This is a genomic window from Paenibacillus sp. FSL K6-1566, from assembly GCF_038050475.1.
In the GTDB taxonomy this organism is placed as follows: Bacteria; Bacillota; Bacilli; order Paenibacillales; family Paenibacillaceae; genus Paenibacillus_AQ; species Paenibacillus_AQ lactis.
On sequence record NZ_JBBOSR010000001.1, the window covers coordinates 4,160,641 to 4,186,185 of the forward strand.

Annotated in this window: 20 protein-coding genes; 8 read left to right on the forward strand and 12 right to left on the reverse strand. The window is 51.2% G+C overall.

Annotation, left to right across the window (positions count from 1 at the left end; translation table 11 throughout):
• Positions 1-58: 58 nt before the first annotated feature.
• From NST08_RS18240 to NST08_RS18265, 6 genes are all read left to right on the forward strand, one after another.
• Positions 59-1,156 (forward strand): GerAB/ArcD/ProY family transporter, encoded by a 1,098-nt coding sequence (locus NST08_RS18240; protein ID WP_210095099.1) that lies wholly within the window; start codon positions 59-61, stop codon positions 1,154-1,156.
• Positions 1,153-2,559, forward strand: coding sequence for a spore germination protein (locus NST08_RS18245; protein WP_341342123.1), 1,407 nt, complete (start codon positions 1,153-1,155; stop codon positions 2,557-2,559). Before NST08_RS18240 ends, NST08_RS18245 begins: the two co-directional genes overlap by 4 nt.
• Complete coding sequence (locus tag NST08_RS18250) at positions 2,556-3,695, forward strand: Ger(x)C family spore germination protein (protein WP_341342124.1); 1,140 nt, start codon at positions 2,556-2,558, stop codon at positions 3,693-3,695. Before NST08_RS18245 ends, NST08_RS18250 begins: the two co-directional genes overlap by 4 nt.
• Positions 3,696-3,961: 266 nt before the next feature.
• A complete protein-coding gene (locus NST08_RS18255) occupies positions 3,962-5,296 on the forward strand; it encodes a spore germination protein (RefSeq protein WP_341033040.1) in 1,335 nt (444 codons plus the stop codon).
• Between the two features lie 40 nt (positions 5,297-5,336).
• Entirely contained in the window at positions 5,337-6,383 is a 1,047-nt protein-coding gene (locus tag NST08_RS18260; protein WP_341342125.1) for a GerAB/ArcD/ProY family transporter, read from the forward strand.
• 1 nt (position 6,384) lies between these two features.
• Complete coding sequence (locus tag NST08_RS18265) at positions 6,385-7,497, forward strand: Ger(x)C family spore germination protein (protein ID WP_007128606.1); 1,113 nt, start codon at positions 6,385-6,387, stop codon at positions 7,495-7,497.
• Positions 7,498-7,719: 222 nt separating this feature from the next.
• Here NST08_RS18265 and NST08_RS18270 read toward each other — a convergent pair whose 3' ends face one another.
• From NST08_RS18270 to NST08_RS18285, 4 genes are all read right to left on the reverse strand, one after another.
• The gene (locus NST08_RS18270) at positions 7,720-9,177 is read right to left on the reverse strand and encodes a PTS transporter subunit EIIC (RefSeq protein ID WP_007128607.1); all 1,458 of its coding nucleotides are present in this window, start codon (positions 9,175-9,177) and stop codon (positions 7,720-7,722) included.
• Positions 9,178-9,507: 330 nt separating this feature from the next.
• Positions 9,508-10,005: a PTS sugar transporter subunit IIA gene (locus tag NST08_RS18275; protein WP_007128608.1), complete on the reverse strand. Its 498-nt coding sequence runs from the start codon at positions 10,003-10,005 to the stop codon at positions 9,508-9,510.
• Positions 10,005-10,892 carry a BglG family transcription antiterminator gene (locus NST08_RS18280; protein WP_007128609.1) on the reverse strand — a complete coding sequence of 296 codons (888 nt, stop codon included), beginning with the start codon at positions 10,890-10,892 and terminating at the stop codon, positions 10,005-10,007. Before NST08_RS18280 ends, NST08_RS18275 begins: the two co-directional genes overlap by 1 nt.
• 246 nt (positions 10,893-11,138) lie before the next feature.
• The gene (locus NST08_RS18285; protein ID WP_341033039.1) at positions 11,139-13,832 is read right to left on the reverse strand and encodes a CHASE3 domain-containing protein; all 2,694 of its coding nucleotides are present in this window, start codon (positions 13,830-13,832) and stop codon (positions 11,139-11,141) included.
• 214 nt (positions 13,833-14,046) lie between these two features.
• Here NST08_RS18285 and NST08_RS18290 point away from each other — a divergent pair, with 214 nt between their 5' ends.
• A complete protein-coding gene (locus NST08_RS18290) occupies positions 14,047-14,634 on the forward strand; it encodes a cupin domain-containing protein (protein WP_007128611.1) in 588 nt (195 codons plus the stop codon).
• 116 nt (positions 14,635-14,750) lie between these two features.
• On the opposite strand, the gene NST08_RS18295 is transcribed toward NST08_RS18290, so the two are convergent.
• Positions 14,751-15,128, reverse strand: a complete 378-nt coding sequence (locus NST08_RS18295; RefSeq protein ID WP_007128612.1) for a DivIVA domain-containing protein — start codon at positions 15,126-15,128, stop codon at positions 14,751-14,753.
• A 224-nt stretch (positions 15,129-15,352) separates the two neighbouring features.
• On the opposite strand from NST08_RS18295, the gene NST08_RS18300 reads away from it, so the two are divergent.
• Positions 15,353-15,907: a TraR/DksA C4-type zinc finger protein gene (locus NST08_RS18300; RefSeq protein WP_341342126.1), complete on the forward strand. Its 555-nt coding sequence runs from the start codon at positions 15,353-15,355 to the stop codon at positions 15,905-15,907.
• Positions 15,908-15,988: 81 nt separating this feature from the next.
• Here NST08_RS18300 and NST08_RS18305 read toward each other — a convergent pair whose 3' ends face one another.
• The 7 genes from NST08_RS18305 to hrpB all read right to left on the reverse strand — a co-directional run bounded on the left by NST08_RS18305 (position 15,989) and on the right by hrpB (position 25,407).
• Positions 15,989-16,528 carry a winged helix-turn-helix domain-containing protein gene (locus NST08_RS18305; RefSeq protein WP_244152653.1) on the reverse strand — a complete coding sequence of 180 codons (540 nt, stop codon included), beginning with the start codon at positions 16,526-16,528 and terminating at the stop codon, positions 15,989-15,991.
• Positions 16,529-16,634: 106 nt separating this feature from the next.
• On the reverse strand, positions 16,635-17,912 hold the full coding sequence (locus NST08_RS18310) for an MFS transporter (protein ID WP_341033038.1): 1,278 nt from the start codon (positions 17,910-17,912) through the stop codon (positions 16,635-16,637).
• Positions 17,913-18,220: 308 nt separating this feature from the next.
• Positions 18,221-19,252 carry a Gfo/Idh/MocA family protein gene (locus tag NST08_RS18315; protein WP_213616994.1) on the reverse strand — a complete coding sequence of 344 codons (1,032 nt, stop codon included), beginning with the start codon at positions 19,250-19,252 and terminating at the stop codon, positions 18,221-18,223.
• A 46-nt stretch (positions 19,253-19,298) separates the two neighbouring features.
• On the reverse strand, positions 19,299-19,661 hold the full coding sequence (locus tag NST08_RS18320; protein ID WP_007128617.1) for a helix-turn-helix transcriptional regulator: 363 nt from the start codon (positions 19,659-19,661) through the stop codon (positions 19,299-19,301).
• A gap of 1,112 nt (positions 19,662-20,773) precedes the next feature.
• Positions 20,774-21,982 carry an acyltransferase gene (locus NST08_RS18325; protein WP_341342127.1) on the reverse strand — a complete coding sequence of 403 codons (1,209 nt, stop codon included), beginning with the start codon at positions 21,980-21,982 and terminating at the stop codon, positions 20,774-20,776.
• Between the two features lie 268 nt (positions 21,983-22,250).
• Positions 22,251-22,799, reverse strand: a complete 549-nt coding sequence (locus NST08_RS18330; protein WP_007128619.1) for a general stress protein — start codon at positions 22,797-22,799, stop codon at positions 22,251-22,253.
• A 94-nt stretch (positions 22,800-22,893) separates the two neighbouring features.
• A complete protein-coding gene (gene hrpB, locus NST08_RS18335; protein ID WP_341342128.1) occupies positions 22,894-25,407 on the reverse strand; it encodes an ATP-dependent helicase HrpB in 2,514 nt (837 codons plus the stop codon).
• Between the last annotated feature and the right edge of the window lie 138 nt (positions 25,408-25,545).

The following is a 25,545-nucleotide window of genomic DNA, read 5'->3' on the forward strand; positions in this document are numbered from 1 at the left end:
TATTTTGGGTATTTCCCGAGAACTCTAAGCCGTATAAAAGCCGGTAAGGAGGATGAGCATGTCAGGGGGAAGCGGAATTCCAACGAATCAGGCATTTATGATGATGATGCTGACAGCCGGCTTGACGAACCACGTCATGATCATTCCGGTGCTCATTGAAACATCGGGGCGGGACGCCTGGATCACGATTCTTGTTTCCGCCGTTTTGTTTCTTCCATGGGTGCTTCTGATTTACGGCATTATCCGTAAGCTTGGAGACCGCACCATCCGGCAGGCGATCGATGAGAGCAGCGGCAAGGGTGCACGAATGGTTATCATGGGCATGTCGGCTTTGTACTTCATCTCGTTTGCCTTTTACACGCTCAAGGAAGTGATCGACTGGACGAAATCCACCTATTTGCTGCAGACTCCCGTCATCGCCACGTCCCTGATTCTGGTCTTGCTATGTCTGGTAACCGCGCGACAAGGATTACGGACAGTCGGCATCTCTGCGGGAATTCTGCTGCCCATCGTCGTACTTCTTGGCATATTTGTATCCGTTGCAAATTTTAAAGTGAAGAACTACCACTATCTGATGCCGGTACTTGAGCATGGCTTCACCCCGGTCCTCAAGGGTCTGCCGGTCATGTTCGGGGGGCTGTCGCAGTTTATATTGATCCTGTTTCTTCGGCCGTATCTTCAGAAAAAGCCTCGTTTCCTGACGGTGCTTGCGATTCACGCCGTACTAGTGTTCTTGACATTCGGTCCCACGATAGGCGGCATTGCGGAATTCGGACCTGAAGAGATGAAACTGCAGCGTTATCCGGCCTATGAGCAGTGGCGCCTCGTAAAGCTCGGCAAATTCGTTGAGCATGTCGACTTTCTGTCCATCTTCCAGTGGCTGAGCGGAGCCTATATTTCCATCTCGCTATCGATTTATTTGCTGTGCGAGACGCTGCTGCCGCCTTCGAAGCGAAGCGTCGGTATACTGGCAGTCTCCTTGCTAATGATCATTCTCTGCGCATCGCCCATCAGTAATCTGAAGATGTACTATGTCATGGCCGACTATTTCTTGCCGATCTCCAGCATCTACCTCACCGTACTGAGCGTACTCATGTTCCTCCTGATTCGAAGACAACCGCATCACAGCTCAGCGAAAGGAGAGAATTCTTCATGATAACCTTGGAAAGTCTACAAGAACGATTTGCCGATTGCGACGATATCCTTATTTCAACGTTCCCTGGTATCGACGATGCCAAGCAGCCTTGGGCCATATTGGTCTATAACGTCTATATGAGCGACACGGCGTTGATCTCCAAAATCATTCTGCCCGTCATCAACGATAAATGGAAAGCTTGCAGCGATCAGAACAAAGCCTTCGATCCCTCCGAGCTGAAAATGCAGCTTAGCCTGGAACAAGTAACGGATGAGGATGCACTTGTAGATCATATTTTTTCAGGGGATGTAGCGCTGTATTTCCCGAGCAGCGATAAGCTGTATTCATTTAGCGCGGCGAATAATATTTCAAGATCCCCGGAGGAAAGCTCCTCCGAAACCTCGATCAAAGGCCCAAAGGACGGATTCGTCGAGGAATTGGACACCAATGTAGCCCTCATACGCAAGCGCATGAAAACGACAGATCTCGTCTTTACCGTGTTTGAGCTGGGTGACCGGAGTAAAACCTCTATTGGAATCATGTATCTCAAAGATAAAGTCATCCCTGAGACGGTGGATGAAGTTACCAAGAAGCTTCAATCGTTCAATGGGGAATCGCCTACCGGCATCGCAGAGCTGGCTGAGCATATATCTCCGTACCGGTACAGCGTGCTGCCGATGTTCGATTATACCGGCCGGCCGGATCGGGCCTATGATTCCTTGACGCGCGGCAGGTTGATCATCATCATGCAGGGAAGTCCGGTCGTTCTGGTCGCGCCGGCCAGCCTCATGCAGCTTCTGTTCGCGACCGAGGATCCCCAAATGCCATACTACTACGTCTTTCCATGGAGACTGCTACGGCTGCTGGGTTTTCTGATTTCCATCATGCTGCCGGGATTCTATATCACGGTTGTGTCCTTTCATCAAGACCAGATCCCGTTCCCGCTCCTAGCTACGATCGCCAATACCCGGCTCGGCCTTCCGATTCCAACCGGATTCGAAATGCTGATCATTCTGTTTCTGCTGACGCTGCTTCGGGAAGCCGGCATACGGATGCCTTCTCCGATCGCTTCAACGATTACGGTCGTTTCCGGCATCATTATCGGGGACGCAGCGATACGGGGCGGATTCTTCTCCCCGACCATGACGGTGATCGGTGCGCTGTCCTTTGTGGCCGGCTCAACCCATACCAACGAGGATTTCGTCGTCACACAGACGATTATGCGGTACTTCATCCTTGGTTTATCTGCCATTCTCGGCCTATTCGGCTTCTTCGTATCGGTATTCTTTATCGTCCAATATATGGCTCACCATCGCCCGTTCGGACAGCCTTTTCTGGCTCCCTTCTCCCCGTTCTCTTTGTCCAAGGTCGTGCGAAACCTGATGAGACTCCCTGATAAACGGAAGAAAGGCGGGGCGATATGAAGAAGCTTCTCTGCCTCTTCATCATCATGTCCGTGCTGCTTGCCGGCTGCTGGGACAACAAAGAGGTCCAGGACATCAATTATATTACCGCGCTCGGAATCGATTACAAGGAAGATCAGTATATCATCTATGTTCAGATGCTTGATTTTGCGACGATTGCCAGACAGGAAGGAACAAAACAGACCGAAACGGCACCGATTTGGGTCGGCAGGGGAACCGGAAGCACGCTCTCGGATGCGCTGATCGATCTTTACACGGCAAACCAGCAGCGGATTTCTTGGGGGCATGTGACGGCGTTGGTGCTTGGCGAGTCTGTACTGGTGCCCGAACGGTTGTCCCAAGTATTCGATATGACGGACCGGTCGCAAGAGATCCGCTATACCAAATGGATCTACGGAACCAAGGACTCGATGGAGGATCTGTTTACCGTGTCGCCTTTTTTCCAATTGTCTCCGCTGCATTCGCTGCTCCATGAGCCGCAGGAGAGCTATCGGCAATTCTCGTTCATCCGCCCGATCCAATTCGTGAACTTTATCCGTCTCTATCGTGAAGATGCGGCTACCGTCGTTCTTCCTTCCCTCCAGATTACCACGGCAAACTGGACGGAAAATTTAAAGCAGCATCCGCTGCTTGAAGTTAACGGCGCATTTTTGATACAGCATCAGACCCTGAAGGGATGGATGCAACGTTCCGATCTCGCCGGTATCCGCTGGCTCTCCACGCCCGAGACACGCGCTTCCCTGGTCGTATTTTCCGGAATCAAAGCGGCTGGCAGCATCTACCTGGAGAATCCGAAATCCGCCATTGAGATCATACGCGAAGGAGAGGAGGTCTATTACCGGATCAAATTGAACGTTGATGGAATGGTCCAAAATATTTATCAGAAGACTCGCATTGGCGAAATGAAGAAGCTAACTGAGGCTTCGCTCCGCGAGGAGATTCGGAATACCTTCCTGAAAACCGCAGCCATTCATGCCGACCCCTATCAATTAGGCCTTCAGCTTCGCCGAGCCGATCCCAAGCTATGGGACGAGCTGAGGAAAGAGAAGCGGGAAATGCATCAGGCATCGCTGCGTGAGATTGACGTTCAAGTAAGCCTTCGCTATTGGGGTCAGCGCAAAAATATAAACCGGTAAAACGGATATATATTATAGAAGCAAAAATTTAAATCTTGTAGCTTTTAACCGCTATAGAAACCCTGCACTTTTTACAAGCACAGGGTTTCTCGCATTTCATATCGGCTCTTCGCTTGAATTTCTCGCGCTTTCCCTCGCTTTCGGGATCAGCCTCAGCTTCTTACCCCAAGACTGTAGAGTGCATCAACACGCGGATTATGCATAAACTGGTGGCTGCAATGGAAATGATATCTATTAATCGTTTTGACGGGGGGAGTGATCTCGGTATGGAACTTAAAGAAAGCCTGGCTGCCTATTTTAAAGAAAACGCCGATTATTTCCATGTTGAAATTCGATTGCTGCAATATGAAGTTCAGATCATCGGTCTGGATTCTTTGGTTGATCTGCCCCAGAGCATCGCGTCCCTTCAAACCCAAACCTCAAACCTGGTCCATGCTTCACTCCAGCCCGCTGCTCTTCTGAAAATATTGGGCAAGCTTATTGAGCCTAAGCTGGAAGCGATTGTACCTGAAATCATAAAGGGCAATCTGATCCTATTCGAACCCAAGTCCGGGACTTGCAGCGCCGTCCTTCCGATATCCAAAAATGTCACCCGTTCCGTTACTTCACCCGAGACCGAAAATACGCTTTACGGAGCAAGCAGCGCTTTTCAGGAGGATATCAATACGAACATCGGCATTTTGCGAAAGCATTGCTCCGGAGGCTCCATGCAAGTGGAGACCTATAAAGTCGGGAAGAATTGCCCTAAGTCATTATTGTTAATTTATCATGAGAATCGGGTCGCCCCCCGGTTACTGCATTCCGTTCAAGCGAAAATCAAGGCGGGACGGGACCAGGAGGTTGATCATATTCAGCAGCTCGGGAACATTCTGGGCGTGAACCCATGGTCGTTCGTCCCCAACTTCAACATGACGGAAATGCCGCAAAATGCGGCCCATTCCCTTCAACAGGGCAAAATCGTACTCATGATAGACCGTTATCCTTTCGCGATTATTTTGCCTAGTCTCATTATGGATATGTTCTGTTTGAAGGATGATTATAATTACGCCCTCCCCTTCATGTACCTGATCCGGTTCTTAAGAATCGTTGGCGCCTTGATCGCTACGATCATTCCCGGATTATATGTTGCCCTGGTATCCGTCAATCCCGAGGTTCTAAGACTTCAGCTGGCCTTATCGATTGCAAACAGCAGACAGGATGTCCCTTATCCTGCCTTTGTCGAGACACTCCTGCTTCTCATTGTTCTCGAGCTCATTCTGGAAGCGAGTGTGCGTCTTCCCAAAAGCGTCGGCCCCACCATTACGATGGTTGGCGGTATTATCTTGGGCCAGGCCGCCGTATCCGCCAAACTTGTCAGCAATCTGCTGATTATCGTTCTGGCAGGCACAACCATTGCTTCTTCTACGGTTGTCGGATTTCAGAACTCGGTGACTTTACGCGTGTTCAAATATGTGCTGATTATCCTATCCGCCATCTACGGCATGCTGGGTCTTCTCGCCGGGATCGTTGTCGTATGTGCTTACTTAGGTCAACAAACAAGCATGGGCATTCCTTACTTATCGTTCCCTGCATTCAATAAGAAGGATGAGCGAAATGGATAAGAGCGGTTATTAGGCAACCATTTTATACGTCGTTTGTCATATGGGGCTTATCTTTTTTCTCTATCCGTCCGATCTGTTTACAGCCATGGACATGGGACACTGGATCGGAATAGGGATAAGCTATGCGCTCCATACCGCTGCACTTTACGTTTATCTGAAGGGGCTCACCTGGACTGCCCAGAAGAACGTCGTGGATATGTTCCGCAGCACCGGAACCTTTTTCACTTGGCTGTTGTTGATTCCCGTCTTCTTTTATTTTGGCATAGCGATCATCATAACGCTGAGAGCGTATTCGGAGATGCTGACCTTGGTCTTTTTATCGAGCACGCCGTTATGGGCGATCCAGCTGCTATTGATCGGCATTGCTTTTCTTATGGCCTGGCAAGGAATGGCCAGCATGGCACGCACCGGGGTCCTCTTGGTTATCCTGTTTTCGTTCCCCATTTTGTTTGTTCTCTGCCTCAGCTTTCAAAATGTGGACTGGTATTATTTGCTGCCGATCATAGATCGCGAGCAGACCTTCCATTTCTTAATCAAGCCCGATTTTCTGGTCAGTTTATTCGTGTATGCAGGCGGCTTCTTTTTTCTGGGGCTGTTACCTCCGTCCATACATATCAGTCTAAAAAAAATGATGCTGGGCTGCCTCCTCCTGCTTCCCATGTTCCTGTTATCGGTATATTTGCCGCTCCTGACCTTTGGGCAAGCAACCGCCGAATTGTACGAGTTCCCCATGCTCATGACCATCGACACCGTGAATATTACATGGCTCTTGTTCGATCGGATCACGATTTTTTTCCTGTTGAGCCTGATGGCGTTTGCCATGCTGTACTTGGGAGTCACGCTATGGATTCTCTTGACGCTTACGAAGCGTGCAATTCCGGTTATCCCGAATCTCTACCTGTTGATTGTACTGACTGCCGGATTGTTTGCCATTTCCATGGCTATTCCCAACTGGGATTTCCTGAAGAAGCTGCAAGGGTGGATCATACCTCTCAGGATGTATATTTTTCTGATCGTTCCACTGATCACGTTCATCATCGGATGGCGGCACAAGCATAAAGCAAGCCGCACAACGGAGGTTACTTAATATGAATAAGTCGGATATAAACAACTCGCATATGGACAACCCGGCTAAGCCCCGCACGGCGATCAAGCTCATTCTATTACTGGTAGGAGCGGTCCCCCTGCTTGCCGGCTGCTGGGATACCAAGGACATCAACCATCGGTCGCTTCCGGTCATCATGGGCATTTCGTTAACTGAAGAGAATCAATATAAGGTGTTCCTGGACATTCCGGCAACGAATGAAACGAGCTCGGTCAACATCGTTTCGGAAACCGGCGACACGATCAATGACATCATCGATGATATAAGCATGAATATGGAGACCCAGGTGGATCTTCTGCATTTGAAGATCGTTATTGCAGATAAAAACGTTGCCCGCAGAGGGATGGAGGATATTATATCCGCCTTTAACCGCTCCAGGGATATCTCCTCCAAAACGCTGTTAGCCATCAGCGATCAACCCCTGGATCAATTCTTCTCAGACATGGAAGCGAAATCGGAGCAAAACGGCAGTATCATCTATGATTATTTCGAGAAAAATGCCGGCTGGAACCCCCAATTGGCCGACACGCGCGTATGGCAAATGTTTCGAAGCATTCATTCCTATACGCATGATGTGATCGTCCCGATCATTCGTTCCGGCCAATCCACAAGCATCGAATGCCTGGGCGCTGCCATCATCAAAAATGGACGGATGACAGGCCAAATCGGAACCGATGAAACGCTTGTGGCCAACGCCTTTTATGGAAAAAGCGCATTCGGCAAAATCGAGGTCATGGATAGCGCCACCGTTCAAATCACCAGCAACCGGCTATCCCATCATAGCTGGCTTCAGGATGGCAAGCCTTACCTTCGAAGCCATCTCAGGCTGAAGGTTACCATTCTGGACTCCAGGGGACATCCGACAGAAACGCAGATCAAAGAAAAACTCGAAGAGCTCCTCACCCTCAGGCTGAATAAGATGTTTCGGAAAACGCAAAAAGAACAAGCCGATATATTGGCCTTGGGACAATACTTCAGAAAGCACTTGACTCGGGAACAGCTTCAGGATTGGAGATCAGGATACTATCCCAACCTGGATTTCAAGCTGCGCATAACGACCGTGGTCGAAAATCGGGGCAATCTTAAGCATTTGTGAGTTTTAACATCGATGGGGTTAGCACATCCGAGATGAGCTTTTGGAGGACAAGCGGGAAATGAATCGGGCATCCCTGCATAAGATTGATGTTTACGTAAGATTGATGTTAATGAAAGTCTTCTCTCTTGGTGGGAGCGCAGAGAAGTGAATACCGTGGAGCTTTGAATATATAAAAAGAAGCGGGTTAACTCCCCCCGCTTCTTTGGTGCTTCATTCATCAAGTTACTTCCCTGTCATGTTTTTGATCTCATCCTTCAGTTGTTCCGATTTCGGTCCGAACACAACCTGAACCGCACCTTGGCCGAGTCGCATGACTCCGGCTGCGCCGAGCGTTTTCAAAGCGGAGTCGTTCACGGCCTTGTCGTCTTTAACCACAAGACGAAGCCGGGTGATGCAAGCATCGACGCTAACGATATTGTCCTCGCCGCCGATGTTAGCCAGCACCTTGGCAGCCTGGCTGTCATTACCGGCAACCGCACCTCCTGCGCCTTCAGCGCTTTCGGTCTCCTCGCCATCATCCTCGCGTCCAGGCGTTTTCAAGTTCAGCTTGACGATCAGGATTCTGAACAGCAGATAGTATACCACGCCGAAAGCCAAGCCTACCGGCAGGAGCAGCCATGCGTTGGTAGACAGCTTCAGATTCACCAGGTAGTCGATCAAGCCCGCCGAGAATGAGAAGCCCAGATGGACATCAAGGACGTACATGATCAATCCGGAAAGACCTGTCAAAATCGCATGCACCACATATAATACCGGAGCAACGAACATGAACGCAAATTCAAGCGGTTCGGTGATCCCCGTCAGGAACGATGCTACTGCCGAACCGATAAAGATCGAGCCGACGAGCTTGCGTTTGGACGGCTTGGCTGTATGAATAAAGGCCAGTGCCGCAGCAGGCATCGCAAACATCATGATCGGGAAGAAACCGGACATGAACATCCCGGCCGTCGGATCTCCCGCAAAGAAACGCCACAGGTCGCCGTGAACGACTTCGCCCGCGGCATTGGTGTAATCCCCAATCTGGAACCAGGCGATGGAGTTTAATACGTGGTGCAGACCCAGAGGGATCAGCAAGCGGTTGGCTGTACCGAAAATGAACGATCCAATGCCTTCAAGACCGACAACCCAGTTGCCGAAGGCGGAAATGGCATCCTGGATTGGGCTCCAAATCATGCCGATCAGCACCGCAAGCACCATCGTGGAGGCTGCCGTGATAATCGGAACAAAGCGTTTACCTGCAAAGAAGCCTAGCCAGTCCGGCATTTTAATCTTGTGGAATTTGCCATACAGGTAGGCAGACCACAGACCGACAAAGAATCCGCCAAGCACGCCCATATTCAGCTTCACGTCATCCGGTATAAACGGCATTTGCAGCGGAACTTTTTCCAGCACTCTCGTTAGCACCATGTACCCGATAAGGGCGGAAAGAGCCGCAACAGCGTCCCCGGCGAATCCGATCGCAACCCCGATCGCAAAGATAATCGGCAGATTATCCAAAATCGCAAGGGCCCCGGAAGTCATGAACGGAGTTACATATTGATTCAGAAAAGCTCCGAGAGCTCCCAAAGGTATATCCTTTTGATAGTCGATCAATCCAAGCCCCTGCAAAATCCCTGCTGCAGGCAATGTGGCCACCGGCAGCATAAGAGACTTACCCAGCTTTTGCAATTTAGCCAGCATGTCAATCATCCTTTCAACTTCAATAATTTAGCATTGTTCTGAAAACGTTTACATAATGCGTCGAATGAACAATTATTTTTCCCCTTCCATCCTGGAAAGAAAAAACTTCGGGTAAATCCTCCTCCTCGCAAGCCTCATGTATTCATCATTTTAAGGCAGCATGAAATTCAATTCCGACAAAAAAAGCCAAGAAGATTGACGAATATACAATATCGTCCACATCTTCTTGGCTCATGCCCATGTCCATGGTAACACGCCTTAAAACGTATTCATTTGATGTTGTAATCTTAATTCAGGCTTCCCATATTGTCAATAACAAAAATATTCTTTTTAGGAATTAAGGGTGATGCTGAGTACGGGATCCGTGCCTGCAGTCACATTTCCTGTATGTCCTTCCACGGAAGCCGACAATTCATCAGCATTCGTAACAATGATCGGAGTCACGGTTGGATAACCCGCCGCCTTGATGGCCTCGATATCGAATTCAATCAGCGTTTGGCCGGCTTTCACCGAATCCCCGACATTCACATGGCTGGTATAGCCCTCTCCCTTCAAACCGACGGTGTTAATGCCGATATGAAAGAGATACTGCAAGCCGGTTGCTGGATCTTCCAGCATTACCGCATGCTTCGTTTTAATGACATGCGCCACCGTTCCGTCAAATGGAGCGATCAAACGCCCCTCCGATGGCTCGATTGCAATGCCCTTACCCATATGTCCAGCTGCAAACGCCTCATCCGGCACCTCCGACAACGGAACGGCCTTTCCGGATAATGGAGCTTTCACCTGAATAGCAGTAGCGGTCTTCTTCTTCTTCCAACCAAACATTATGATTCCTCCTTGAGTTGATTCTTCTGCTGCAATCGGCCCGTAAACAGGCGATAAAGATGCATGGCCAAAAAGCAGACCTCCGCTTCCGGCACTTCCTTGCCAAGCTCCCGCTCCATCATGGCAGCAAGCTCTTTGGCCAATTCATATTCATCCGCAAATTTTGCGCGGATCTGCTCCGCAAACGGGTTATCGACATTTACATCCTGATTCAATATACGGTCGACCGAAAAGCGAAGGTGCATAAGCAGCCGCACGTAATCCATGCTTCCCCGGTCGAATCGGATCCGTCGCTTTGTCTCGATTTGCTTCACAAGTGCACCCACCACATTGGAAGCCTTCACGAGATGGCCTACAGGCACATGGCTGACCGCCGAATAAACGTGATAGGTCAAGAAACCAATCTCATCCTCCGGTACGGTGATATGAAAGGCCTGTCCGATAAGCTCTGCCGCTTTGACAGCAATTTCGTATTCCTTAGGGAAGCTGATTCGGGTCTCTTCGAGGAAAGGGTTGATGATATCCATCCCTTTTCGGATCCGATAGACGGTAAATTGGATATGGCTTGGCAAAGCCAAGTAGACCTTGTCGTTTAAAGTACCCGGGAATTCCTGCACAATCATATTCAGAATCTGATCGGTAATGTCCATCACCAACGGATCAAATTCCTCGAGCAAATGATGGGCCTGGCTCCATTGCTCGCGGTCTTCCAGCTTAAAAAGCTTCTCGATCCGGGAATCGCTTGCAGAAATTTCCGCTCCAGCTTTGATCCCGAAACCGATTCCTTTGCCAAGGATCACATATTCGGATTCTTTCTTGCCGCCGGTTGCCATGACGACATTGTTACCGATGACGCGAATAACCGTAAACGATTCGAGCCCGCTCATAGACTTCCCCCTTTCCTTAAAGTTTAACAAAAGAGCCTCGAAAGGATGCATGGGCAGCATATTAAATAAGCCAAGAAAAGACGTCCCCGAAGGATGTCTCTTCTTGGCTCATGCCCTGTTAAGGTAACACGCCGTCTACCGTCTAGTTATGACTCCATCATAAATCAAGCGCAATGCATTCGTCAACATGCGACAAGAACGCACATGTTTTCTGAAGGCCCCGGACACGATTAGAGCCCGGCGCCTTCAGGCTCCTTGGTCCCCGGTTAATTCTTTGATTGCGGCAACGACCTTCTCCATACGTACCGGCTTCATAATATAACCGTTCGCCCCGTATCCCAGATACTGATCCCGGTCCATCGCCCTTGCGGTCATAATAATGATCGGCAGGTCCGCCCAATCGGGATTGCTTCGAATTCGTTTCAATGCCTCCACTCCGTCCATCTCCGGCATGACGATATCGAGCAGAACGAAATCGATCTCCGGATGCTTTTCCAGAAGCTCCAGACATTCATATCCGTTCTGAGCCGTGTATACGGTCATGTGAAGATTCTCAAGCGCATTGGTCAATCCGTACACATTGCGGATATCGTCATCCACGATCAGCACGGTTTTGTGCTCTAGTTCCTTTAGACATTCCGGCTCCTTGACTCCGGTCGTCTGATAGTCCTGCAGAATCTCCTCACTCCGGGCTGCAGCAGCCTCAGGCATAATAAAGAGGCTTTCGACCGTCTCGGAATCCGTTACGAGCGGAAGGTATAAAATAAATGTGCTCCCCTTGCCCTCCTCGCTCTCGACGGTGATATAACCGCCCAGCAGCTTGGCCAGGTGAAGGGAAATCGAGAGTCCGAGACCCGTCCCTCCGAATTTGCGCGCCGTCATCTCTTCCCCTTGGTGAAACGCCTCAAAGATCGAATGAAGCTGATTCGAGGCAATACCGATTCCCGTATCCTCCACCGAGAAGGCAATCGCTTCTCCGGTGATCATGAAATCGGAAGTCACGATGGAGTTCATCTTCGACACGTGCAGTCGTACACGGCCGCTCTCGGTAAACTTGATTGCATTGGACAACAGATTACGAAGAATTTGATGCAGTCTCAGCCCGTCGCTGTAGATGATATCCGGTAAGTCGTCGTCCATTTCGATCACGAAGTCCAAATTTTTCGACTCCGCGCTTTTGGCGAAATATCCCCTCATTTGCTCTGGAAGCTCCGTGAGATTGACCAAATCCATATCAATCTGCATCTTGCCTGCCTCAACCTTAGATAGATCGAGGATATCATTGATCAAGTTCAATAATTCACTGCCTGAGTTATGAATGACTGAAGCATAGTGCTGCTCTTCTTCCGTTAAGTTTCCGTTTTTGTTCTCGGATAAAATCTGCAAGAGGATGAGCATGCTGTTCAGCGGTGTTCGAAGCTCATGCGACATATTCGCCAAAAATTGCGATTTATATTTCGAGCTCTGCTCGAGCTCCTTGGCGTAATTCTCCAGCTCTTGCGCGGCAATGAGCGCCGCTTCCTTCTGGGTTGCGAGCTTCTCGTTTAGCAGCTGCATTTCAACCGTATGGGTTTGCAGTTCTTCCGTTTGGGTCTGCAGCTCTTCGGTCTGGCTCTGCAGCTCCTCATTCAATGTCTGCGATTCATGGTACAGCTGCTGGATTTCCATTTTGCTGCGAATCGAGTTCAGCGAGATGCCCAGCTGATGGGTTAACTGCTCCAGCAGCTGCATCTCCAGCGCATCAAGCGGCCGGAACATGGCCAGCTCAATCACGCCGAGCACCTTATCCTCGAAGAGAACGGGAGCCAGGAGCAGCGTGGAGGGCTCCGCATCGCCAAGCCCGGATTCGATCCGCACATAGTTTGGAGGAATATCATCGAGGATGATCATCCGCTTCTCCAGCATGCACTGCCCTACCAAGCCTTCGCCAGGGAGGAAGCGGTCTCGCACCTTATCCCACGGTTCACCGTCAGGATCAGCGAATGCGGCTGCCTTGACCAGCTCCGGACCTTTGCGAACGATAAATACCGCACCATACGGCAGATTTAGAATAGAAGCCAGCTTATGAATATAAAAACGGGAGGCCGTCTCCACCTTATCCGCAGATTGCAGCAGTGTGGACATGACGTTGACATGGTCCTTCGCCCAATTTTGCCTGCTGACCAACGCCAGCAGCTCATTGGTCGTATCCGCCAGCTTGCGAACCTCATCATGGGAATGAACTTGAACTCGCTGCGCGAGACTGCCTCCCTTGACGATATCCGAAATCATATGCGTCACCTGCAAAATTGGCCTTACAATGCTCTTGGAGACGAACCAGGCGGCCCCGATCGTAATGAAAGCAGCCCCTGCCCATAATGCATACATCGTATACAGCAGATTGGTATTGCTATGTCTCATGTCATCGATGCGGGCGGCGGTCAGCTCACGCTCCGTTTTACGGAAGGATAAGAACATGTCATGGATCGAATCCATCGCTTGCTGTCCGGGATCATTGATGAAGAAGTGGAGGGCTTCCTCATCGTGCCCAAGCTGCTTCAATTGAACGGCCGGTTGGCCTGCTACTTGTATCCATTCCTTGATGTTTTCCTTGATATTCTCGAGATGATTCGCCTGCTCGGCATTGTCGCTAATTAGCTGGTACAGCTTATTGTAGTTGATCTGCCATGCGGTTAACGCATTATTGAACGGTTCGAGATAATCCTCGTCCCCTGTAATGACATACCCCCGCTGGCCGGTTTCCATCTCCAGCATATTCTTCTCGATCTCATGCGTTAGATTGTGGACCTCGATGTCATGCTGCTCGATAAAATCCGCTTCTTGCTGCAAGGAGGAGATGCGATCCGAGACGATCCATAAAAAGGCTCCCAGACACAGTAAGATCAGCAAGTATCCTAAAACGATCTTGATGCGTATGTTGATTTTCAGGTTGTTCGACAAACAGCCAATCTCCCCCATCTTCATCAGAATAAGTCTGTCCCTATCATCATAGTAATTGTTATGAAAATGGTTTACAAGGCAAAACCTGCTTGGAAAACGGCAATGTTACTTTAGTCGTAGGCAGTCAGATTTAGATCGTTCGCAGCCACTGTAAACCATGCTGGCCGTGTTCCAGCCGCTCTTTCGGCTGTTGCGCATAAGGAGGCTTATTCGTGTGACCAACCATCATTCGCCTGAAAGCGACATGATTCCAACCAGGCATGTTTACCATCCGAGACGTATTGCCGAAAGCCCTTCGGGAAGGGGGCGTGCGGACGTATCTTCGGCGCAGCTTCCGCTGCTGCGGGGAATGGCCATGTCCGAAATTCATCTGGATCGCGGCGGCGGCCTTCCTCCCCACTGGCATCCGGATACCGATGAGCTATGCTACGTGATTCAAGGAGAAATCAGCTACCATCTCCACGATCCGGACAGAATGCAGGAGCGTTCATATTTGTTGACGTCCGGACAAGTGGCTCACGCTCCGATCGGATGGCTTCACTGGATTACGGGCTTTGCTTCAGGTACCATTCTTCTGCTTGTTTACCGGACGAGCAACCCGCATCAGGTGGAAGCGGCAAGGATATGGAGCTTGTCTTCACACGACGGGTTGTCCGCCGAGAAGCATCCCGTCAAGGAACACCCGCTGCCATCACCGGTCCCGCTTATGAGCCCGCCTGAAGTCCGGGAGTCGCAAGCCTCATCAGCGCCGGCGCCCCCCGCACTCTTCATCCCGAGATCCAACAAGAAGAACCACAAATAGCCGTTCATCGGCTGTTTGTGGTTCTTTTCATGAAAAGTATTCGTATTATGTAAGGAAAATCTAGACCATGGGCGTCACAGCAGGATCAAGCTGATGCTGACCGCCGGGGGTGGCCCTTAGTCAATATAAAAGCGTTGCTCCGGCCGGATTTGCTTCTTCAGGATGCGTAAGTCCGCCTCCAGTCTGGCCACCGTCTCTTCCAGTTCCACAGGATCCAGCAAGGGCCGCTCGGGCTCGGGCTTTACTCCCGCCTTCAAATCCCTGATAATAATTTGCTGCTCCTGCCATTTATCCATAAGATCCGAGATCGTAGCATAAAAACGTTCGTAATCCTTGATCACTTCGTCCAGGAAGGTATCCACCTCCTGCTGGTCGTATCCACGCAGCTTGGTTGAGAATTCTTTCTCATGGATAGACAAAGCGTCCAGTTGAATGCCAAGCTGCCGGAATAACTTTTTCTGTTTATCCAATCGGCGTTTCATGTGTTCATCCATTGTGATTTACCTCCAAATATTGGTACGGCTACTTAAGCAATCGGTATCTCCCTATCTTTTTTTATATCATATTCGCCGTCGTGATTAAAACTGTCCGGGGCTTTTTTGGAGAAAGTTCCAAAAACGAATGGACATGCCGTGAATCATCCCAAATGATTGTTCAGGCCCGATTTCGGGTATTGTCATACAAGAAGCATTTCATCAGATCGAGAGGAGCGACTATCATGAATGCCAGGACGAAACAACAATATGAGCAATTGAAGCAGCGCATGCTTCAGGACAAAGCGCGTCTGGAGCAACAGCTCTCCGATCCGGATTCCGTATCCGGGGAATCCCTTCGGGATTCTACCGGCGAGCTCAGTGCCGCCGACAATCACCCGGCCGACACCGGAACCGAAGTGTTCGAACGCGGACGCGATCTGGCCATCGAGGAATCGCAGCACATGGAGCTGGAACAAATCAATGCAGCCTTGGCTCGTATGGAACGCGGCGAGTATGGGCATTGCACCGTATGCGGCCAAGAGATCCCGCTTCAACGGCTGGAAGCAGTGCCTTACACGGCCTACTGCATCGACCATGCACCGAATCGGGCATTATCGGATGACCGCCCGGTTGAAGAGGATGTCATGACAGCTCCGCCATCAGGCGCAGGCATCAACCGGCAGCGTATGAGCGGCAGGTTTGATGACGCCGATGCTTGGGACGCCGTGAACGATTACGGCACGTCCACTTCGCCGGCCATGTCCGTAAAACCCGGACAAGACGATTACAAGAACTAGGTTATGCCGATCTTTCCCGCATTAGAAGACAAAGCTGACACCTGCACGGTCTACAGGTGCCAGCTTTTGTGCTGTGGTATATTACTCAATGGAACGGATATTCGTGGCAAAAAACTCGTATTCTTGATCCGCTTCGCTGCGTTTATTTTTATAAGGCTCCAGCAGCTTATCCAGCTCCTTGAACAGATTTCTGGCCTCATCTTCGGTCATATACAGCGTCGTATTCGTCAGCATCGAAGTTGACTCTTCATCGTTGTTGAGGTATTTAAAGAACCGCTCCCTGTTCTGATTGAACAGCTCCGACAGCAGCTTATTGGTCTCGGAGCGGATCAGCTCCTTGATGACCGGCTCTTCCGTATCGTTGCCGCGCTTGATCCGGATCGCACCAGCAAATGGCTCGTAGTATTTTGCAATGATACCATTAATCTCTTTGGTCGAGACAATCTTGACCAGCTCGATTTTCTCCAGCTTTTTCATATGATAATGAACTTTGGCGGGCACATCCCCCATCCGGTCCGCTACTTCCTTAACGGTGGCCGGACGGCCCATTTTGTTAAGTACGTTCAAAATTTGGAGTCGATATGGATCCGAATATATTTTTATTTCTTCCAGTGTCGTCAAATCCTTGCTCTCCACACCGAACACCTCAGCTTTGCAAATTTCGTTCCTCTCATTATAGGCCTAGAAGCTCGAAATTACAAAGCGTGTCATTCATTTAGATCGTCACCTAGATCGCACGGAAGCTCTTCTTGCGGAGCAGAAACATGACGGGCAGCATCATGACGATCCCCATAATCATAAACAAGATTGGGGGCGGTTGGTGCTCCGCTATGACCCCTGTGATAAAGCTGCCGACAGGAATGGCTGCCGTACACAGTACCGACATCAGCGCACCGACTCTCCCAAGGAGGGCTTTCGGCGTCACTTCCATGATGTAAGTCGAGATGGGAGTATTTAAGATGGTTACGGCAACGCCCGCCAGGAACATACATCCAGCAGCCGCTTCGAGCCGAAATGCCGGCAGATTGCCCGGGATGCCTAATGCGAAGTAGCTAAGGCCAAGCAGAATGGAGCCTGCTATGATCAATGTGCTCTTTTTGAAAGACTTGCCGTAGCGTCCCATCCAGATGCCGCAGCAGACCATCCCGATCAGAAGAGAACTCCCCAATACGCTCATTCCCCCTGCGCCTACCCCCAGCGTTTCTTTGACGTACACGGGCTGCAGCACGTTCAAGGGTGCAAGACAGAAATTGTTGATCATTGCAAGCACCGTTGTGATGAGAAGCAAAGCGTGCTGTTTGACGAAGGCAAGCGCTTCCCGGATATCACCGATCACTGACCTCTTCGCCGGTTCAGTAACCGCAGGACTTCCGCTTTTCTCTGCTGCTGCCTCAGCGGCTTCCGGATTCGGCATGAATGCGATGATCAACGCCGCGAAGATAAAGGTACAAGCATCGATCAAGATGGTTCCCGAAATTCCGATCAGGGCGATGAGGGCCCCCGCTGCGGATAATCCGATTAACTCGGCGCTGCGGCTGATCGATGTGGAGAAGGAGTTGCCGGTCATCAGCTTATCATGAGGAAGCAGTCTCGGCACGATCGACATTTCCGCGGGTCTTGAAAAGCATTCCAGCGTGGAGTTGATAAACGTAATGAAGAACAAATGCCACACTTCAAGGAGTCCGAAGGCAAATAGAACCGCTGTAATGGACACCATGATACCACGTCCCAGATAAATCACGATGAGTACACGCTTCTTCACCCATCGATCGACGAATGTTCCGGTAAACAGACTGAACAGCAGCCCGGGCACAAAATTAAAAGCAAACAACGACCCCATTAAGAGCTCCGATCCTGTCAGCATATAGACCATCCAGCTGTATGCGATGGAATCCAACGAATCACCAAATCGCGTAACCGCTTGGGCGGTCAAATACAACAGATACGGCCTATGGCTCAGAAGCTGGCTGAATCCTCTCTTTTCTAACACGGCGGCATTTTGCATACTTTTTCTCCTCTTCGATTTCGAATTGATAACTTCCCTTTTAAATCAGGCATCGTAAAAATCTTTTACAGGGACAAGAAATTCCTTTTAAAGGCACCAGAAAATCCTTTTAAAACACAAGAAATCTTTTTAAAAGCACAAGAAAATCCTTTTAAAAGCAAAATAATCGCTTTAATGGCAACGTTAAAAATTTTGGATCCGTTAAAATATTTTTATCGTTAAGTTTATTTTATCGATTGTGGAGAAGAATGCAATAGGCAAAAAAAATAAACCGCCAATGCAGCGGTTTAAGAATGTAAATCTATTGATTATGCATGGAATGGCTTGTCTTCTACCGGCGGGATTTCGATACGCGACGACGTTCGCGCGGAACGAAGGCAGGCCTCAATCGCCCGGATGTTCCTTATTGAATCGTCAGGTCCATAAGGCAATGGCCTACCGTCCATAACCGCGGCAGCCATGGCATCCGCCTGCAGCGCAAAATGGTTGTATATGCCGACCTTCTCTTCCCGGCTCCCCTTCGGGGTATGAATGCAGATTTGGGACATATGCTCCATGCGTTCCCATCCGAATGCGCAAGGAAGCTCAATTCTTCCTTCGGTTCCCGAGATCTCAAGCGAACATCTGGAATACGTCCACATCCCGCATTCGAAGGTCAGCCCAAGCCCGCTTCCAAACTCCATCATGCCATGCACCATCATATCCACGCCGTCATGCTCTTCGGAGAAAAATGCGTGGGCCGTCACGGCCCGAGGCTCCTGGCCATAGATCATTCGGGCAGCCGAAATCGGATAGCACCCCACATCGTAAATCGAGCCTCCGCCCATTTCTTGGCTGTAGCGGACATTTCCTTTATCACTCGCATTATTGAAAGTAAACGAGCCGTGGATGCCTCTAAGCTCACCGATTTCACCGCTCTCAATTATTTCGCGTACACGTGCATGCTTCGGGTGATAGCGGTACATGAACGCTTCAGCAAACAGAACATCATGGGCTTTGGCCACCTCCGCCATTTCCCTGACATCCGCTTCAGTCAATGCAGCCGGCTTCTCGCAGAGCACATGCTTTCCTGCCTCAGCAGCTTTAATGCTCCATATCTTATGAAGGTGATTGGGCAGCGGAATGTAAACCGCGTCAATATCGGGGTCATGCAGAAGCTCGTCGTAGGAACCGTAATGTCGATCAATATGATAGCGCTTGGCGAGCTCGGCCGCCTTCTCTTTATTGCGGCTTGCGACGGCTTTCACCTCACAGCGTTCCGATTTCAGGATGCCAGGTATCATGGCATTTCGTGCAATCCGAGCGGTGCTCATAATTCCGAATCGCAATTTCCTGCTCATATGGCCATTCCTCCTTCGGATCATCGTTGATGTTCGTGACTATTGACTATCCAAAATTATCGCTGACCGCTTTATGAAGAATTCCCAGGCATCGATCCAGATCTTGTTTGACCTGCTTTTTATACAGCTTGGCCTTCTCGACTCCTTCGTCGGTGAAATGGTAGAGCACGATTTCTTGAAAATCGACACGCGGATCATTGCCCTTCAGCTGCTTCGTGCGATACAGCACGCCTTCTTGTACAAGCTCATGCAGTGCACGGTAGATTTCGCTCTGCGGCGGCGAATAGCCATGATCCTTAAATTGCTGGCGCAGCTCCTCCAGCATCTGATATCCGTATCCCCGCTGCTGCTCTACCATCGTAATAAGATAAACCTTGATAAAAGCACGCTGCGCGATCATAAAAGCCATTCGAATGCCTCCTTACTGTCCGGTTCTCTTCCCGTTTGTTAAGATATCAGAAAGTATAAGCTTCGAAGGATCTGCTGCCTGATATCTCAAGAAAAACCACCGCTAAACGCGGTCTGTCTACATTGAGAGTACCTCGATAGACGTTTTTCTTATTTTCCATTATAACCCACAGTTTCCCAGTCTGCACAATAGGAGGCATCCCCTTCTTTTAACCAAAATAAGGTGGATTGAAACGTGTTGAGTAGGGATTGGGGAGGGCTGATGCGAGGATGTAATTTGTGCATCTCACTATTGTGAATTTTTCATATGTTGAAATTATTATGGTTTGCATCTAGGTCGGTAGTTCGGATCACGTTGGTTCTCGCGTCACAGACATCGCCTGCTTGCTTGGTTGCATGTTAACTTGGTAGCTGGTTAGGTCATGGTTTGTCTTCAATTTGCTTGCTCGGTTGCTTATTATCTTGCTTGGTTGCTTAATTACTGGTTGGTCGAGCAAGCAGGTAGTTCGGTACTTGGTTGGTTGGTGCGCTGGGGGCCGTTGGCCGAGGTAAGCAAGGCCTGGTTTGAGACTTGTGGGAACCGTAGGGGCGTTGGCGCCCTGGGCGCGCCGGAACGGCAAACAAGTCCCCAAAAGGGACTTGTAGGGGCCGTTGGCGCCACGAAACGGCAAACAAGTCCCCAAAAGGGACTTGTGGGCGCCGTGGGCGCCCCGGAACGGCAAACAAGTCCCTAAAAGGAACTTGTGAGCGACGTGGGCGCGCCGGAACGGCAAACAAGCCCCCAAAAGGGACTTGTAGGGGCCGTTTGCGCCACGAAACGGCAAACAAGTCCCTAAAAGGGACTTGTGAGCGCCCTGGGCGCGCAGAAACGGCAAACAAGTCCCCAAAAGGAACTTGTGAGCGCCCTGGGCGCGCCGGAACGGCAAACAAGTCCCTTAAAAGGACTTGTACGAGCCGTGGGCGCGCCGGAACGGCAAACAAGTCCCTTAAAAGGAACTTGTGAGCGACGTTGGGTTGGGGCAGAGCGCTGGTGGCGCCCCGCAGATGCGCTGCCCCCAGGCAGTTATTTCTCGTTTTATACGTGTGAGGAACTATATACCACGGGATGCGTAACTAAACGCCGGGGGCTTGCCCAGCCTGAGCATTCGGCTTGAGCCGGCGCGGCATATCCGGGGGATGCGGCTGCGAGCGTCCCTTTCTTCCCGACAATCCGACCAGCCATTTTCCAAAAGGCAGCTTCGACAGCACATAGGTAGCCCCATATGCGGCCGCCGCACTTATGAACCATGAAGCGGCGATTCGAACAGAAGGTGGCGCGAGCAGCAGCAGGCTTTCATCCACGCTGTAGCTGAGACGCAGTGTCAGAAGGTGCATCAGGTACGCCCCGTATGAGTATAAGCCGATGGAGGTCAGCGACTTGTTGAGCATCTCCCCGCCATATTTACAGATCCATCCAGCCGCATCATACATGACGATGATCGAGCTGATCAAAAACAACGCCATTGACGGCCGAAGCAAAGACAGCGAATAGAAGGTAATACCGCCTTGTGCCCCCCGGATTTCAGACACCGCTTGGATGAGCATCCATCCGAACAAAAAGGCAAAAACGAGCCAGTTCAGCTTCCGGTATCGGCGAATCCATCCCTTCCACTCCTGCTGATACAACCCGGCGGCGGCTCCTAGCGTAAAGTAAAAAAAGTAGTATAGCGCATTCCGGTCCGCATAAGTCGTAAACAGTTCACTCCAAACGGGAATCTGAAGGCTTCCCATCCACTGGCCGATCTCGCTAATCCCGCTGATGAGCCATAAATACAGCCCTCCCGACAGGAGCAGAAGCAAGAAACCGATGGGGCGGCTCTCCTGTGCTTTCACGCGAAGGAAGGCAGGACGAAATAGTGGATACAGCAGATACATCTGAAACAGCATGATGATGTACCAAAAATGCGAGCTGGACTTCCCGGTGATCAGAACATAGCCCAGATGCTTCCAATCCTCCAAAACAAACGGGTTAAATCCCGAATTCATCAAAATTGTAACGACAGTCCACACAGCAAATGGAATATAGATATCGCCAAAGCGTTTTTTAATGAAGCGACCATAATGAAGATGTCCACGATCGTTGTAAAATAGCACTAAACCCGTAATAAACACAAACACAGGGACTGCAAATTTGGTGGCCATGAGCAGAATCGCCATCAAGATGCCGTCATTAACCGTCATTCCGGGTGCAATCGAATAATGGGCAATCGAGTGTTGAAGCACGACAGCCAAAAAGGCGATGCCCCGCAATCGTTCAACCTCGGGTATTCGTTCTCTAGCCATAGCTGCTCCCCCCAATTCGAATTCTTTGCTGACCTCATTTATTCTAAGGGAGCGGGTACGTCCGAAGCCAATCCAATAAGTTCCAGATGGCTGCCCATCGCATGCCCGCTGCTCGCAGTCTCCCTTGCATATCCCGAATATCCGCAAACAGCAGCCAATTAAGATGAGCTTCAACCCTTAATTAACATAAAAAAACTGTCCACCAGCAGAATAATCCACATAGGGGACAGTTCCTTTAAATCACTTCAAAAGATCCTTTCAGTTCACTTCATAGATTCGTTCCGCGCGGGGGTAAGGAAGCATCAACCTCGGGACCGGCCTGTCCATATCGATCCGCATTCATCGCATCCGAATCACGGAAGATATCGTAAATGCCTGTATTCTCTTGATCGGCATCAACAAGCACCAGAATACGCCCCTCCTCAACATAGGACTCGTACTCCCTTGCCTCCTCCTCGGGTATGCCAAGGCCGATAAAGCCGCCGACCAGGCCCCCGGTTCCGGCTCCTACCGCCGCGCCGGTTAACACTGCGGCAATGGGGCCCGCAGCGAGGATCGGTCCGATGCCCGGGATCGCCAAGGCGCCAAGGCCAGCGAGCAAGCCGGCGGTGCCGCCAAGAATTCCTCCGGTTGCCGCACCTGCAGCCACACCTTCAGGTGCCATCGTGCCCGTCTGCTCAGCTAATTGGTCCGCGTCCCGTTGGTCCTTCGTAATGATCGAAATCGCATCGCTCGGAATCCCGTTTCGCTGAAGCCGTTCAATGGCCTGCGCCGCTTCCTGCTCTGACCGAAACACGCCCGCTACTTTTCTCTCCATGCCATTGCCTCCTTCATCAGGTTATTTTCTTATCATTACCCGATGAACCCGGTAGCCAAACGTCTGACATTTCCGGCTGATGCCTTATGATGCATTATGATGGCTTGGGACGGGTCCGATTCGTCGCGGTAGCTTCAAGCGGATCATCCGGCCAGTAGTGCTTAGGATATCTTCCCTTTAAGTCCTTCTTCACCTCGAAATACCCGCTGGACCAAAAGCTCGCCAAATCCGAGGTCACTTGAACGGGGCGATGAGCCGGCGACAAGAGATGCAGCGTCAGCGCAACCCTGCCTCCGGCAATGCGCGGCGTCTCCTTCATCCCGAACAGCTCCTGCAGCCGGACTGCCAAATAGGGCTTGTCCGGATCGCTGTAATCCACCGGTATTGTGGATCCGCTGGGAACCTGAATATGTGTCGGTGCCTCGCGCTCCAGCTCCTGCTTCATGTCCCAGCCCAGCAAATGGGACAGAAGTCCCGCTAGGCCAAGGCGGCTTAAATCATGGCGGTTTCGAACACCACCCAGGTACGGCAGCAGCCAGGTATCCGCATTGGCAAGCAAGGCTTCGTCCGTTACATCCGGCCACGCTCCGGCAGGGTCATGCCTCTTCATGAAGGCCATCCGCTCGCGCAGCTGGACAGCCGCTTTGGTCCACGTAAGAAGTCCCAGCCCTTCCCGGCGGATAGCATTTAGAACGGCGGCCGACCGGTCTTCCTCGGTTACACCTTCATACGGCTGTTCTCGAATCAGAACTGCGCCCAGCATCAGACGCTGCCTAGCCCGCACGCTGCCGGACGCCGGATCCCAGCTTACTTCCCGGATCAGCTCCATTTCGTCGCGGAAGTGCTCCTCAAGCCACTCTTCCTCCAGCGGAGCCGCAAGTTGAATTAAGCCGTCCGGTCCCTGATCATCAATGACGGCGGCGACGATATAGGACGCCCGGCTTAGCTGCTGGACCGAGGCCAGTCTGATCCCCCGGCCGGTCCGAAGCACATAGCTGCCCGTTCCCCTGCTCTTGGCAATTCGGTCCGGGTAGGCAAATGAGAGCAGCAATCCGCATCGATCGGTCCGCAGGACGCCAGCGTCGGGAATGCCCAGCTCCGAATGGAGCTTCGTAATTTCCTGAAGCATCCGTTTCAGAGCAGCATCATCAACCCCTTCGGGACCGGCATTACCAGAGCCCCTGCGTTCATATTGATCCAGCCGCTCGAGGCGGGACCTAATGTCCTGATCCGCGGCTGATGCTTGCGGACGGAATATGTCCCGCTCCTGAAGCAGCACCGCAAGACGCACAGCCAAAGCAGCTTCGCCGAGCTCCTTTCCCCGAAGGAGCATGTGGGCCAGCCGCGGGTGAATACCCAGGCGAGCCATGCTACGCCCATGATCCGTGATTTGTCCCGACTCGTCCAACGCGCCAAGCTGGCGAAGCAGTTCCTGGCCCTGTGCGAACGCCGCCTTGGGCGGAGGGTCAAGCCATGCAAGCTGCAGCGGGTCCCGAGTCCCCCAGGCTGCCAGCTCCAGCGCGAGCGGCGCCAAATCCGATTCTCGGATCGCCGGTTCGGTATGCTCAGGAAGGTGTCGGTGCTCCTCCTCGCTCCACATCCGGTAACAAACGCCGGCGGATATTCGCCCGGCCCGTCCTCTTCGCTGGTCGGCGGAAGCTTTGGAAAGCCGTCTCGTGATCAGCTGCGGAAGACCGGTGCGCGGTGAGAAGACCTCGGTACGGGTATATCCGGAATCGACGACCACCTTGATCCCCTGGATCGTTATACTGCTCTCAGCAATGCTGGTCGACAGCACCACTTTGCGCCTCCCAGCCGGATCCGGCCTTATCGCTTCATCCTGCATCTCTGGCGAAAGCGTACCGTGTAATTGGCGAATGACGATGTCGCCTCCTAGATTGGCCTGCTGCAGCTCGTTTGCTGTACGCCTAATTTCCCTAGCACCCGGAAGAAAGACTAAGATATCGCCCTCCTGCTCCGAAAGCGCAAGCTGAATGGCCCGAGCTGCTCCTCTATGTAATTCCTCCAGGCGTGAAGTCTGCAAATATTTGGTTGCAACCGGATAAGAGCGGCCCTCGCTCACAATAACAGGTGCTCCCCCCAGCAGCTTGGCTACAGGCTCTGCCTCGAGCGTAGCCGACATGACGAGCAGGCGCAGGTCATCGCGCAGAACGGACTGCGATTCCAGCGCAAACGCAAGGCCGGTATCCGCCTGCAGGCTTCGTTCATGATATTCATCGAATATAATCATGCCGGTACCGGACAACTCGGGATCCTCCTGCAGCATTCGGGTCAGGATCCCTTCCGTAACGACCTCGATCACGGTCCGGTCACTTACCCGGCTATCCATCCGCACCCGGTATCCGACGGTCTCGCCTACCCGCTCACCTAGCGCTGAAGCCATGTATCGGGCTGCGGACCGGGCGGCAAGTCTTCGCGGCTCAAGCATGATGATCCGCCGGCCCTGCAGCCACGGCGCCTTCAGGAAGGCCAGCGGAACTTGTGTGGTCTTGCCCGCCCCCGGTTCCGCAATCAGAACGGCAGCATTCCGCTCACCGAGAACAGCGGTTAATTGCGGTAATACTTGATGTATGGGAAGTTTGTTCATTTTTAACTCGTCTCCATCATTCGCATAAAATTTGCTCTTTCTATAATTTGCTCTCCCTGTTCTTGTTTCGCAATAGGACGCGAGTCTATCGGTTAGCAAGCCTACTCTGGAAACACAACGCCCATTTGAGCTACAATA

What these genes read in the sequence shown, in the direction of transcription:
- NST08_RS18320 (WP_007128617.1), bottom strand. Translation starts at nt 19,661, where the DNA reads ATGGCTTTTATGATCGCGCAGCGTGCTTTTATCAAGGTTTATCTTATT.
- NST08_RS18325 (WP_341342127.1), bottom strand. Translation starts at nt 21,982, where the DNA reads ATGGCTAGAGAACGAATACCCGAGGTTGAACGATTGCGGGGCATCGCC.
- hrpB (WP_341342128.1), bottom strand. Translation starts at nt 25,407, where the DNA reads ATGAACAAACTTCCCATACATCAAGTATTACCGCAATTAACCGCTGTT.
- NST08_RS18275 (WP_007128608.1), bottom strand. Translation starts at nt 10,005, where the DNA reads ATGTTTGGTTGGAAGAAGAAGAAGACCGCTACTGCTATTCAGGTGAAA.
- NST08_RS18245 (WP_341342123.1), top strand. Translation starts at nt 1,153, where the DNA reads ATGATAACCTTGGAAAGTCTACAAGAACGATTTGCCGATTGCGACGAT.
- NST08_RS18250 (WP_341342124.1), top strand. Translation starts at nt 2,556, where the DNA reads ATGAAGAAGCTTCTCTGCCTCTTCATCATCATGTCCGTGCTGCTTGCC.
- NST08_RS18270 (WP_007128607.1), bottom strand. Translation starts at nt 9,177, where the DNA reads ATGCTGGCTAAATTGCAAAAGCTGGGTAAGTCTCTTATGCTGCCGGTG.
- NST08_RS18260 (WP_341342125.1), top strand. Translation starts at nt 5,337, where the DNA reads ATGGGGCTTATCTTTTTTCTCTATCCGTCCGATCTGTTTACAGCCATG.
- NST08_RS18265 (WP_007128606.1), top strand. Translation starts at nt 6,385, where the DNA reads ATGAATAAGTCGGATATAAACAACTCGCATATGGACAACCCGGCTAAG.
- NST08_RS18330 (WP_007128619.1), bottom strand. Translation starts at nt 22,799, where the DNA reads ATGGAGAGAAAAGTAGCGGGCGTGTTTCGGTCAGAGCAGGAAGCGGCG.
- NST08_RS18310 (WP_341033038.1), bottom strand. Translation starts at nt 17,912, where the DNA reads ATGCAAAATGCCGCCGTGTTAGAAAAGAGAGGATTCAGCCAGCTTCTG.
- NST08_RS18315 (WP_213616994.1), bottom strand. Translation starts at nt 19,252, where the DNA reads ATGAGCAGGAAATTGCGATTCGGAATTATGAGCACCGCTCGGATTGCA.
- NST08_RS18300 (WP_341342126.1), top strand. Translation starts at nt 15,353, where the DNA reads ATGAATGCCAGGACGAAACAACAATATGAGCAATTGAAGCAGCGCATG.
- NST08_RS18240 (WP_210095099.1), top strand. Translation starts at nt 59, where the DNA reads ATGTCAGGGGGAAGCGGAATTCCAACGAATCAGGCATTTATGATGATG.
- NST08_RS18280 (WP_007128609.1), bottom strand. Translation starts at nt 10,892, where the DNA reads ATGAGCGGGCTCGAATCGTTTACGGTTATTCGCGTCATCGGTAACAAT.
- NST08_RS18255 (WP_341033040.1), top strand. Translation starts at nt 3,962, where the DNA reads ATGGAACTTAAAGAAAGCCTGGCTGCCTATTTTAAAGAAAACGCCGAT.
- NST08_RS18295 (WP_007128612.1), bottom strand. Translation starts at nt 15,128, where the DNA reads ATGGATGAACACATGAAACGCCGATTGGATAAACAGAAAAAGTTATTC.